Source organism: Sedimentibacter sp. (assembly GCF_033447055.1).
Classification (GTDB): Bacteria; Bacillota; Clostridia; order Tissierellales; family Sedimentibacteraceae; genus Sedimentibacter.
Genome location: NZ_JAWQJF010000046.1, coordinates 1 through 12,521, shown reverse-complemented (window position 1 = coordinate 12,521; position 12,521 = coordinate 1). Strand labels below are relative to the sequence as shown.

The window sequence follows — 12,521 nt, the reverse complement described above, 5'->3', positions numbered from 1 at the left end:
CAATATATTTGCTAATGCTTGAGCTGCTCCAAAAAGCAGCGACACCAGAAATGCTCCTACAGCAGTATTTCCTCCCATTGATGCTGCAGCCAATGCAATGTATCCTCTACCTGCACTCATCCCTGTAGTGAAATTTGTCATATATCCACCTGAAAGAAAAAAGCCTCCCATTGATGCAAGTACACCACTTATAATTAAAGATATATACTGAACTTTCTTAGAACTTATACCTACAGATTCAGCAGCATCTTTATTTTCGCCCACTGCTCTTATTCTAAGTCCTAACGGAGTTTTATACAAAAATAAGTGAACAACAACTACCATTATTAATGATACATATGTCAATATATTTTGATTTGATAAAACCTCTCCTAAAAATGGTATGTTTTCAATAAACGGTATCGCTACTCTTTGAATTGCAATACTGTTTACTGAAGATGAAACACCTCTGTCGCCTGACGCTGTGAGAAGTATTAAGATTGTTGCACCACTTGCTATTAAATTTATGGCAATGGCTGCTAAAATTTCATCAGTCTTAAGCCTTAATACGAAAAACGCCAGGAAAAATCCTATAAAACCACCCAACACCATAGTAATAATTAATCCCATCCAAGCGCTTTGAAATGCAGCGCTGAACAGCACACCGAAAAGAGCAGAAAACAACATTATTCCTTCCAAAGCCATGTTAATAATACCTGATTTTGACGCTACAGCTGAAGCTAATGCCGCAAATAATATGGGTGTAGTAGCTCTAAGCGTTGCATTTAAAAATTCCGGTGATAAAAAAGCATCTAGTATCATGTTACTCACCTTCCTTTACTTGATTCAATGTAGCTTTAGCTTCTTTTGCAATCATTTTGTGTTTATACTTGCTTAAGAATTGTTCAGCAACAACTAATAAAATTATTATTCCTTGAGTTATAGTAACTATTTCAGTAACAACATCTGTTGAACGTGCCATAATTGAAGCACCTGTTCTTAAATAAGCAAGGAAAAAGGCAGCAAAAGGCACATATAGAGGATTCTTTTTAGCTAAAGTGGTAATTATTATCGCATCCCATCCGTATCCAAGCAGTGAAGTCCATGTAAATCTGTTGTACATGCCAAGAAGTTCAACTCCTCCGCCTATACCAAATATGAAACCTCCCAAAAGCTGAGATATTAAAGTAATTTTTATGACATTAATTCCTGAGTATTTTGCAAATGACCTGTTTTCGCCTGTTAAACGAAGTTCGTATCCGATTTTTGTTTTATACATAAAAACATAACCAAACAATGCAACAGCTAAAGCTATAAATAAACCTATGTGTATTCTCGTTCCTTCAAAAATTGTACCAAGCTGTGTGACATCGGGAACAGCAAATGATACAACAGCACCTGCTTTAGGATCTCTAAGAACATTGCTTAGCAGGTAATTTGATAAATACATTATTAAATAATTCATCATCAATGATGATACCAAGACATCAGAATCAGTTTTTATTTTTAGTACTGCAGGTATTGCTGTAACTAATGCTCCACATATACCGGCTATTAAAATACAAACAATCGGACTTATTCCTGAAGGAAGTGTTGTATTCAATGCAACAAAAGTTGCAACCAACCCACCGATATGAAATGAACCTTCTCCTGCCAGGTTTATTTCATTTGCAGCAAACATGATGCTTACTCCAACGCCTGTAAATATTAATGGTATCATAGCTTCAATAACATTTCCAAATCGCCTTTGGCTCTGCAATGGACCTGTTAAAAGCTGAACTATTGCATTCACCGGCTCTTTGCTGGTTAGAAATATAATTCCAAATGATATTAACAATGCTATGCCAACTGACAAAACAGTTCGCAGAACATTAAACTTCGTATTACTGTTCATATAATATACCCTCCAGTTTGTCATCTTTTTTTATACCAAGCATGTATTCTCCAAGTTCCCCTTCGGTAACATTTTTAACGTCATTGAATACACCGGCAAATTGTCCTTTATATATAACAGCAAGTCTGTCGCTAAGTTCTAAGATTTCATTTAAGTCAGCAGAAATTAAAATTATTGCACATCCGGCATCTCTGAATTCAATTATTCTATTTCTTATAAATGATGCAGCTCCAACATCTATTCCTCTTGTTGGCTGGTTCGCTATAATTATTTTTGGATTAGTTGAAAATTCTCTTGCAACAACTACTTTTTGAATATTTCCTCCTGAAAGCATACCTACGCTTTGTTTATATGATTTGCATTTTACTAAATATTCTTTTATAAGTTCATTTACTCTTTTTTCTATTTTCTTGGTTTTAAGCATTCCCTTGCCGGAATACTCAGGATCATCATATTGATTTGAAAACATATTATCCATGATGTTCATATTATTAGCACATCCAAGAGTCATTCTGTCTTCCGGAATGTGAGCCATACCTAAATTTCTTATTTCTTTAATAGAATGTTTTTTAGCATCCTCATTTAAAATTAAAATTTCTCCGGTATATTTTTTAGAAAGCCCTGTCAACGCATCGACTAGATGACTCTGACCATTTCCCTCAACTCCGGCTATTCCAAATATTTCTCCTGCTTTTAAATCAAAAGACAAATCGTTGACTCTTTTTACTCCTGTAGAACCTACTACATTGAGATTTCTAACCTTCATTACAGTTTCTCTTAATTTTAAAGGTTTTTTGTCAAATGTTAAAACTACATCCCTTCCAACCATAAGTCTCGACATCTCGCTTGTAGAAATGTCTTTCACCAAATATGTGCCCTTGCTTTTTCCGTTTCGCATTATTGTGGCTCTGTCGCATATTTCTTTTATTTCATCTAATTTATGAGAAATAAATATTATTGTATGTCCCTTTTCTCTAAGCTTTTTTAATTGTACAAACAATTCATCTGTTTCTTGGGGAGTTAAAACAGCAGTAGGTTCATCTAATATTAAAATATCAGCTCCTCTGTACAGTGCTTTCAGTATTTCCACTTTTTGCTTTACTCCAACGGGTAGCTCTTCAACCTTTTCTGTAACATCCACATCAAAATTATACTTTTCAGCGATGGATTTGGAAACTTCTACAGCCTTATCCATATCTATAAATATATTGCTTCTTTTTGGTTCTGTTCCAAGAACTATATTTTCTGCAACAGTTAATGAAGGAACAAGCATAAAATGTTGATGCACCATTCCTATACCTTTTTTAATTGCATCTTGTGGTGACTTTATTGTTGTTTCAGATTTATTTAAAATTATCTTTCCTTGTTCAGGAGATTCAATTCCAAACAAAACTTTCATAAGTGTACTTTTACCTGCCCCATTTTCTCCTAACAAAGCATGTATTTCTCCTTTTTCTAACTCAAATGTCACGTCTTCAACTGCTACTACTCCATTAGGATATATTTTCATAATGTTATTCATCTGTAGCACTTTATCACTCATGGTTTCCTCCGTATTTTAGAATTAATGACTAACAATTGACAACTATTTTAGTTAGCAATTATTAATTATTAATTTAGTTTTAAATAACAGTCAGGCATAGCCTGACTGTTAAGTTTACACTATAGTTACAATTATTGTTGAACAGATGCTTTTATAGCTTCGATTTCTTCAGTTGTCTTTCCCATTGCTGTATCAACAACTATTTCTCCGCTTATGATTTTTGCTTCTAATTCATCAATTTTTGTTCTAATTTCCTCTGATAGCATTCCTTCATAATGAGCGTCTTTAACTAAATTAACTCCACCTTCTGCAAAACCCAAAGATTCTGCAACGCCATATTCAAGTTTTTCTTCCATATCAAGAGTAATAGCTCTGTATAAAGAGTTGCCTACGTTTTTAAGTGCTGATGTAGGAATGAAATCTGCTTTTTCAGGAAGTAATGCTGCCTGGTCAGAGTCAACGCCAAATGCATATCTGTTAGCATCTACAGCCGCTTCAATTTGACCTAAACCTGCTGCTCCTGCTACGTTGTAGCCAACATCAACTCCACCTTGTTGGTATTGAGCCAATGCAAGGTCTTTTCCTGCTGCTGAATCATAGAAGTTTCCAACATATGCTATAGCAACTTTTACATCAGGTTCAACATATTTTGCTCCTTGAATATATCCCAACAAGAAATCATTGATTATAGGATTTTCCATTCCGCCTAAGAAACCTATATTCTTAGTAGCTGGATCAATCATAGGAAGACTTTCGTCAGTTGTCATCATTGCTGCTGCTGCACCAACTAAGAAAGAAACTTCGTTTTGTTTGTACAATACATTGTAAATATTTTTATAATCTCCAGATGTGAAATCAAATGTTTCATCAAAGAACATAAATTTCTGGTCCGGGAATTGTGCAGCTGCATCAGCTAATGCTTCAATCATTTGCCAAGTACCGATGATTATAACATCATATTCACCAGTTTCACAATAATCTAACAATGTCGGTGCCCATTTTGGTTCGTCGGCTGCAGTAGCTCCCATTTGTTCAACTTTAAAATCAAAAACATCTTCGCCTAATTCAACTTTCAACTTCTGAAGTCCTTCGTTAGCAGAGTCAAAGAATGACTTGTCCCCTAATGATCCGTTTAATAAAAGAGCTGCTTTGTATGGTTCTGCAGGTGTTTCTGTTGCAGGTGTTTCTTCTGCTGGTTCTTCTGCTGGTGCTGTTTCAGCTGGTTTTTGTGCACATGCAGCCAATGAGAATATCATCATGACTACAAGCAATAGAGATATTACTTTTTTCATTTCCTAATTCCTCCTACTTTTTTGCTTTTTTTATATAATTTAAAGTATCACCGACCAAATCATCCAGCATAATTTCCTCATAACTACGCATATATGTAATGAGTTTATTAAATGCCGGAACAATTAGTCTTTTTGGAATGATACACATTCCCTTTTGAATTCCCAATACAGGCATAATCATGCCTGCGTTGCAGTCTGCGTCAATGCCGCACATTGTAACAATATTCAGGGTTTTTTCATAATCCCCTTCTCCATACATCAGTGCAATAATTTCACAGCATGCATTGGGATAAGCATGTATCCAGTTGTATTTTATGTATTTTTGTTCACATTCTGATAGTGCATCATGCCAGTCTCTGTTTTTTATGCAGCTGTCATATGCAAAACTTACAACAGAATAATATTCGCTGTCTTTTGGTATTAAAGAAATTGCAGTTTTAACTATTTCTTTTACATCATCAACTACAAAAGCTAAAGAAGCCATTACAGCATTAAAAATTTCTCCTAATATGCCATTATTAATGTGCGATACTTCTCCATCTTTCCAAGCTAGTTCTGCAGCCAGCCTTGGATTTCCCGGAGCAACCATGCCGCATATTGCACCTCTCATCTGTGCACCAATCCATTCATTAAAAGGATTATTCCACCTTGCACTTTCAGGAGGCATGTATCCTGCCCTTATATTTCTTAATGCAAGTTCTTCTGCAGACCAGCCGCATGGAATTAATCCTATCCATGACAACGCTATATCCTTGCTGGTCACAGCATATCCTTTATCCTTAAATGAATCAAGAAATGCAATTTCAAATGTTATATCATCATTATATGTATTTGGCTCTCTTATAAAGCCTTTTACATCTCCAAATGCTTCATATAGATTCTTTGAAGTATAACCTTCAACCATTGTGCCCATAGCAGCTCCAATTAACTGGGACGTCCATGCAGCTTTTATCTTGTCTTTAAATATTTCCGAATTTGTATCTATATCAACTGCTTCCTGAAATAATACATTTTTTTCATATTCTTCAAAGCTGTTGTAAAATTTATACTTCCAATATGGTGATTCTTCATTTTTTTTAGCATTTAAAAATTCATTTCTGAGCTCTGCTGAAATTTTTTGAAGCTCTACTTTATCACCATCTGCATGAGCTTTCATTCCTTTTTGAAGCAGCTCATATGCATTTTCAACTGCATATCCTCTGTTTTCTAAAGCTTGAACAGCTGCAACCATTATTTTTTCCGGAGCTCCGGAACCGGGTACATTGCTTGCCCAATCTAAGTTTAAAATACCATCATAAAAATCTGATACTGATTTTAGGGCACCCCAGCCTTGTTCTCCTTCATTTAAAATAACAGGTTTAGCATTAGAATATAAGTCATGCACTATTTCCCACGCTTTCTTCATACTATGCTAACTCCAAAGCAATTTTCATCATATTTTTAAATCCTTTTTCTCTTTGCTCCGGTGTTGTTTCTTCATGAGTTGCTATAGAATCAGATACTGTAAGTATGGTAAGCGCATTTACGCCCGCTCTTGATGCATTGCAATATAATGCGTATGTTTCCATTTCGGCAGCTAGACATCCCATTTTAGCCCAAGATTTCCAATTTTCCGAATCATCCCCGTAAAATACATCTGAAGTTACAATATTACCTACTGTTACTTGAATGTTATTTTCTTCAGCTGCATTTTTAGCTTTTGACAACAACTCCCAAGAAGCTGTTGCTGAATATGTGCCCGGCAAATTGTATTGAGCTGCATAATTTGAATCTGTGCTTGCACCAATTGCCAATATAATATCAAACAGTTTTAAACTCGAATCATATGCTCCGCACGAACCAATTCTGATTAAATTTTTTACTCCATACATGTGTATTAATTCATAAGAATATATTCCAATAGATGGACATCCCATACCGGTTCCCATTACAGAAATCTTTTTCCCATTATATGTTCCTGTATATCCAAACATATTTCTTACTGCGTTAAATTGTTCCACGTCATTTAAAAAATTTTCTGCAATAAATTTCGCTCTTAATGGATCTCCGGGCAATAACACAGTTTCTGCTATCTGTCCGCTAATTGCATTGTTGTGAGGTGTCGACATATCATTTCTCCTTCGCATTGCCAATATTTTTATAAAATATAATCATAGGACAAAAATTTAATAAATATACCACCTATGCATATAACTCTATAAATAGTACTTCTTTATACTATTTTTGTCAATACCAAGCTTACTTCCTTTTGTTGAATGAATCATTCTTTTTGTTGTCTTTGCTGCTTGTTCTGTCATTTGTTTTGTAATTTGAACTGTTGTTTGTTCTGTTGCCTGTATTTCCGATTCTATTGTTTGAATGACCTTTTCTGTTGTTTGTTCCTTGTCTTGGCTTGCTTTCCTTTTTTGTACTTTCGTCTATCAAGCATATACCATCTCTTGTCATTTCTATAACCCTTCTTTTCATAAGTCTTCCTACTGCTTTTTTAAAAGAACTTTTGCTCATGTTAAGAGTTTCATTGATTATTTCAGGATTACTGTCATCATTCAAAGGAAGTTTTCCTTTGTTTTTTGATAAAGCGCTCAAAAGTTTTTCTCCGTCTTTGTCAATTTGAAGTCTTGGTGCATCCTTCAAACTCAAATCCAGTTTACCATCTTCTTTAACATTGCTTACTCTGACTTCTACAACATCTCCCGGTCTCATAGGTTTTAAAATTTCTCCCTCATTAATTAAGCCAAGATATTTGCCTTCTACTGCTACCATTGCTCCAAGGCCTCTTTTCAAACTGAATACAGTTCCTGTAACCATATCATTTATTTTATATGGAGAATCTGTGCGTAAAACATTAAACAAATTCATAGTTGCGCAAAGTCTATCTGACTTATCAATATAAATTCCTACCAAATATTCACCGTTAATTTTAATATCTCCTACCTGCTCTTTAAATGGAAGGAACAAATCTTTTTCAAGTCCCCAGTTCATAAAAGCACCGATTCTTGACATTTCAACAACTTTTAAATATGCAATTTCACCAATTACAATTTTAGGTCTCTTTACAGTTGCAATTATTCTGTCACTTGAATCTCTATATACAAATACATTTAATTTATCTCCAACTTTTATGTTTTCAGAAACTTGTTTAATTGGAAGCAATATTCTGTCTTCCCCTTTTACGTCATCTGAACTTACCAGATAAGCTCCAAAATCCACTAATTTTGCTACTTCTAATTCCTGTATTTCTCCTAATTTTATCATACTATCTCCTTATAATACGGGAATATTCCCTTGTGTTTTTCTGTTTCGAGAGGATCACCCTCCCGATATTTATTTTCCCAACAATCTAAACATGTTCTTTTTATAAGCTTCTACACCCGGCTGTGTAAATGGATCTATTTTATTAGTATATCCACTTAATGCACATGTCATCATAAAAAAGTAAAAAAGCTTACCAAGATAAAACTCATTCATCAATGGTATTCTAATTACTATGCCTGGTACACCACCTTCGTTGTGTGCTAAAAATGTTCCTTCAAATGCTTTCTCATTTATATAACTGTATTTATTTCCCGAAATGTAGTTTAACTTGTCAAAATCATTTTTATCCGTCGGAACTACGATATCATTATTGCTATTTTCAATAATAATTGTAGTTTCAAAAATTATTTTTCTGCCATCCTGAACAAATTGTCCCATAGAGTGCAAATCGGTTGTAAAATTAAGATTTGCCGGAAAAATACCCTTTCCATCTTTTCCTTCACTTTCACCAAATAGCTGTTTCCACCATTCTGCTATTGAAATGCAACAAGGTTCATAACTTACAAGTATTTCAACCTCTTTGCCCTTCTTGTTCAAAATATTTCTTGCCGCTGCATATTGGCAGCATATATTTTGTTCGAATTTCCTTGTTTTATATTCTTCAGCACCAGACTTAAGCCCATTTATAAATTCATCCGTATTTAGTCCCGCAGCTGCCATCGGAAGCAATCCAACCGGCGTAATTACAGAATATCTTCCACCTATGTCATCCGGTATTTCAAATGTTTTGTATCCACTCAAATCAGAAAGGCTTTTCAATGCTCCTTTATTTTTGTCCGTAACAACAAAAATACGATTTTTGGACTCTTTTTTATACTTTTCTTCCATCAAATCCCTTATTATTCTAAAAGACAGTGCAGTTTCAAGCGTTGTACCTGATTTTGATATTACAATTACGCAAATTTCCTTATTTTTAACTACCTGAATTAATTTTTTTAAATATGATCCGCTTAAATTTTGACCTGCATAATAAACTTTGGGACTGCAAAGTTCATTATGAAAATCTCCCCTTATTGCTTCAATTGCTGCTTTTGCACCTAAGTAAGAACCTCCGATGCCTAAAAGTATAAAAGCTTCACATTCTTTCTTTATGTAATTGGCGCATGTTTTTATCTGTTCATATTCATTCTCATCCATTGTATTCATGAAATCAATCCAGCCTGTCATTTCGCTGCTTATTCCTTTTTTGTCTAAAAGCACTTCCTGAGCTTCCATTATTTCCGATTCAATGCTTTTTATTTCATCTTCACAAACAAAACTTCCATTTAAATCAAGTACAATATCTTTCAACCTTTTACACCCGCCCTTTTAATCATATAATTTCTGCCATTAATATTGCATAATCATCTTTATGAACTTTACAGTAATCGTCCAAGGATGATTTAATGTTTTTCAAAACGCTTCCTTCTTTTTTGATAATATTAATTATATTATCAACTCCGTATTGTATTCCTTCTTCATTAGCAGCTTCAGTTATGCCGTCTGTATAAAAGAACAATCTATCCCCAACATATAATTTGAGTTCACTTACATCATACTGGACATTGTCAAATATATTTGCAATTGGGTATCCTTTAGATTTAAGCATTGTAATATTTCCATTATTGCTTAATAAAATAGGCTCCGAATTGTGTCCTGCATTTACATAATGAAAATCGCGTGTTGTTTTGTTGTAAATTCCAAAAAATACTGAAAAGTATCTGTCATAATCTAAATTCAAAGCAAGAAACATTTTATGAAGCTCTTTCATTATACTGTTTATGGAAGTGCATCCCTTAGCTATTGTTCTTAGTGACTGTCTCACAAAAATAGTTAAAAGTGAGGCTGTTACACCGTGGCCAACAACATCACAAATATAAATTCCGGTATTATTTTCGTCTATTTTAAATACATCAAAAAAATCTCCGCTTAAAAGCTCTGAGGATTCATACAGATAATCAATATTTACACCATTGTACATTCCTTTTGGAGGAAGCATGCGCATTTGCATATTCCTTGCAAAGTTAATATCCTCGCTCATTTTTTCATTCTTTTCATTTATTTTTTGTGAAAGGTTAATTTCAGTTGTAATATCTCTAAAAACTTCCACAGCTCCTATAATTTCTCCGGATTCATCGCGCATTGGGGATGACACTACCATGTATGTATTATTGCCAACCATTGATTGTTTTTTCATTATGCAGCCCTTTTCCAAAGTTATACAGGAAATGCAGTAATCACATTTTTTATTTGTTCCAAAAATATCATAACATCTTTTTCCAACAATATCGCCTAAATCTTCTTTCATTTTCTTATTTGCATACAATACTATATTATTTTTGTCAACTACTCTTACCCAATCAATCATACCGTCAACGATGCTTAACTGATCCTCATTTGTTTTCTTGTCATACTGTTCCATAGGATCACTTCCTTGATTTTATTTTTTTTCTTTTACATAATTGAATAATAATTGTCCGATTTTTTCAGCATTGTGTCTGATATAATTTTTCCTTATTTCTATAAAGTTGCTGCTTATTACTTTTATATTCATCTCTTCGAGCTTTTTTATCTGCTCATCATCAACAAGTACTTGTTTTGCACCCTTAAACTTGTAATTTTCTATTGCACTTTCTGAAATGAGTTCGTCATTTGCTATTACATAATCTATTAAATACCTGTTGCTTTGCTTAATAATTGCATTTACATGGTCATAAACATTGTAATTGTCTGTTTCTCCAGGCTGTGTCATAACGTTGCATATGTAAAAAACCGTCGCTTTTGATTCTGAAATTACAGTTGGAATATTATCCACTAAAATATTTGGAATTACACTTGTATAGAGACTTCCGGGTCCAAGTATTATAATGTCGGCTTCTTGTATATCCCTTACTGTTTCATCCAACGGCTTACACACTTCAGGTACAAGAGAAACTCTGTCTATTTTGCAGTTTAATTTACTCACATATTCAGGAATATCTTTTTCTCCCAATATACAATCCCCATTATCAAGATATGCTTTAAGCTGTGCATCCTGAAGCGTCATTGGAAGAACTTTGCCTGATAATCTGAAAATACTTCCAATTTCTTTTAAAGCATGCTCATAATCTCCAAATATTTCATACATAGCCGCAATCAAAAGATTACCGAAGCTTTGTCCGTTTAAGTACCCATCTTTAAAACGGTGCTGCATAAGTCTTTCCATTGTTGGCTCGATATCTGACAATGCAATAATACAGCTTCTCATGTCTCCAGGTGGCAGCATTCCCAAATCTTCTCTCAGTACACCGGAACCTCCTCCGTTATCTGCGACAGTAACTATTGCAGATATATCCTTTGAGTATTTCTTCAATCCTCCAAGCAAAACAGAAAGTCCCGTTCCCCCGCCAAATACTACTATCTTCATAAAATACCTCTCTTATTTTTCAACATCTCTGTGATTTAAAAGAACTCTGTAGTTTTTGCCGCCCAATGTGGATGCTATATAATTTGAAATTGCTACAGAACGATGTTTTCCACCTGTACATCCAATAGAAATTACAAGGTTTGATTTTCCCTCTTTTATGTAGTGAGGCAAGAGAAAAATTATCAAATCTGTAAGTTTTTCTATAAAAATTGTTGTGGTTTCAAATCCCATAACGTAGTCCTGCACATTTTTATCATTTCCGGTAAAATTTTTAAGTTCTTCAATATAAAACGGATTCGGCAAGAATCGCACATCAAAAACCAAATCCGAGTCCTGAGGAATACCATATTTGTATCCAAATGACATTACAGTAATATTTAAATTAAAAGAAATATTTCCTTGTACAAAAATATTTAACAGTTCTTCTTTTAATCTCCCTATTTTCATGTTTGTAGTATCAATTATATAATCCGATTTTTTTTTTACTTCATCTAAACTAATTCTTTCTTCACGTATACCGTCAATTATAGTCCCTGTTGTACTTAGAGGATGCGGACGCCTTTGCTCTTTATATCTTTTCACCAATTCGTCATCTGAAGTATCCAGAAAAAGAATGCGGTATTTAATGCCTTTATTTTTCAGCTCATCAAGACTGTTAAACAAGTCTTTGAAGAAAATACCACCCCTTATGTCAGCAACAACCGCTACCTTGTATACATCGTTTGATGAACTTTTACACAATTCAGCAAAATTAGGAAGAAGAGCCGGAGGCATATTATCCATACAGTAATAGTTTATATCTTCTAATATTTTTATTGTCTGGCTTTTCCCTGCACCGGACATCCCTGTGATAATTACAAACTCCATATTCTCCACTCCTTTCAATTTTCTATTTTAGATTTATTATTCTTTTTAAATCCAACACAGCATCTTCTGCCGCTTTTAGTCCATTTTCAAAACTTCCAACTTTGTCTTTAATGTGTGCATCGCTGTTTATAACAAACTTCACATTGTATTTTGAAGCTGTTTTTATTTCATCTCTGTTCAAATGGCCATGGCTGTTATTTATTTCAAGAAGAGTACCTGTTTTTTCTGCTGTCCTGGCTATTTTAT

The 12,521-nt window shown here is 34.0% G+C and carries 11 protein-coding genes and 1 pseudogene; all 12 read right to left on the bottom strand.

What is annotated here, in order from left to right; translation table 11 throughout:
- Window positions 1-801 (bottom strand): ABC transporter permease (locus SA378_RS02945; RefSeq protein WP_318524498.1); only part of this gene is annotated, 801 nt, incomplete at its 3' end.
- A 1-nt stretch (window position 802) separates the two neighbouring features.
- Complete coding sequence (locus tag SA378_RS02940) at window positions 803-1,873, bottom strand: ABC transporter permease (RefSeq protein ID WP_318524497.1); 1,071 nt, start codon at window positions 1,871-1,873, stop codon at window positions 803-805.
- Window positions 1,863-3,416 carry an ABC transporter ATP-binding protein gene (locus tag SA378_RS02935; protein WP_318524496.1) on the bottom strand — a complete coding sequence of 518 codons (1,554 nt, stop codon included), beginning with the start codon at window positions 3,414-3,416 and terminating at the stop codon, window positions 1,863-1,865. Before SA378_RS02935 ends, SA378_RS02940 begins: the two co-directional genes overlap by 11 nt.
- 131 nt (window positions 3,417-3,547) lie before the next feature.
- A complete protein-coding gene (locus SA378_RS02930) occupies window positions 3,548-4,708 on the bottom strand; it encodes a BMP family ABC transporter substrate-binding protein (RefSeq protein ID WP_318524495.1) in 1,161 nt (386 codons plus the stop codon).
- A 13-nt stretch (window positions 4,709-4,721) separates the two neighbouring features.
- Window positions 4,722-6,113 (bottom strand): ADP-ribosylglycohydrolase family protein, encoded by a 1,392-nt coding sequence (locus SA378_RS02925; RefSeq protein WP_318524494.1) that lies wholly within the window; start codon window positions 6,111-6,113, stop codon window positions 4,722-4,724.
- A gap of 1 nt (window position 6,114) precedes the next feature.
- Entirely contained in the window at window positions 6,115-6,816 is a 702-nt protein-coding gene (gene deoD, locus SA378_RS02920; protein WP_318524493.1) for a purine-nucleoside phosphorylase, read from the bottom strand.
- Between the two features lie 313 nt (window positions 6,817-7,129).
- Window positions 7,130-7,963, bottom strand: a pseudogene (locus tag SA378_RS02915) (S1 RNA-binding domain-containing protein); the annotation flags it as partial.
- A gap of 69 nt (window positions 7,964-8,032) precedes the next feature.
- Window positions 8,033-9,313: a glucose-6-phosphate isomerase gene (locus tag SA378_RS02910; RefSeq protein WP_318524492.1), complete on the bottom strand. Its 1,281-nt coding sequence runs from the start codon at window positions 9,311-9,313 to the stop codon at window positions 8,033-8,035.
- Between the two features lie 22 nt (window positions 9,314-9,335).
- Window positions 9,336-10,424 (bottom strand): SpoIIE family protein phosphatase, encoded by a 1,089-nt coding sequence (locus tag SA378_RS02905; protein ID WP_318524491.1) that lies wholly within the window; start codon window positions 10,422-10,424, stop codon window positions 9,336-9,338.
- 18 nt (window positions 10,425-10,442) lie between these two features.
- A complete protein-coding gene (locus tag SA378_RS02900; RefSeq protein WP_318524490.1) occupies window positions 10,443-11,408 on the bottom strand; it encodes a uridine diphosphate-N-acetylglucosamine-binding protein YvcK in 966 nt (321 codons plus the stop codon).
- A gap of 12 nt (window positions 11,409-11,420) precedes the next feature.
- Window positions 11,421-12,275 carry an RNase adapter RapZ gene (gene rapZ / locus SA378_RS02895; protein ID WP_318524489.1) on the bottom strand — a complete coding sequence of 285 codons (855 nt, stop codon included), beginning with the start codon at window positions 12,273-12,275 and terminating at the stop codon, window positions 11,421-11,423.
- Window positions 12,276-12,297: 22 nt separating this feature from the next.
- On the bottom strand, window positions 12,298-12,521 hold a 224-nt coding region (locus SA378_RS02890; RefSeq protein ID WP_412178664.1), incomplete at its 5' end, for a PHP-associated domain-containing protein.

What these genes read in the sequence shown, in the direction of transcription:
- SA378_RS02925 (WP_318524494.1), bottom strand. Translation starts at nt 6,113, where the DNA reads ATGAAGAAAGCGTGGGAAATAGTGCATGACTTATATTCTAATGCTAAA.
- rapZ (WP_318524489.1), bottom strand. Translation starts at nt 12,275, where the DNA reads ATGGAGTTTGTAATTATCACAGGGATGTCCGGTGCAGGGAAAAGCCAG.
- SA378_RS02930 (WP_318524495.1), bottom strand. Translation starts at nt 4,708, where the DNA reads ATGAAAAAAGTAATATCTCTATTGCTTGTAGTCATGATGATATTCTCA.
- deoD (WP_318524493.1), bottom strand. Translation starts at nt 6,816, where the DNA reads ATGTCGACACCTCACAACAATGCAATTAGCGGACAGATAGCAGAAACT.
- SA378_RS02905 (WP_318524491.1), bottom strand. Translation starts at nt 10,424, where the DNA reads ATGGAACAGTATGACAAGAAAACAAATGAGGATCAGTTAAGCATCGTT.
- SA378_RS02900 (WP_318524490.1), bottom strand. Translation starts at nt 11,408, where the DNA reads ATGAAGATAGTAGTATTTGGCGGGGGAACGGGACTTTCTGTTTTGCTT.
- SA378_RS02935 (WP_318524496.1), bottom strand. Translation starts at nt 3,416, where the DNA reads ATGAGTGATAAAGTGCTACAGATGAATAACATTATGAAAATATATCCT.
- SA378_RS02940 (WP_318524497.1), bottom strand. Translation starts at nt 1,873, where the DNA reads ATGAACAGTAATACGAAGTTTAATGTTCTGCGAACTGTTTTGTCAGTT.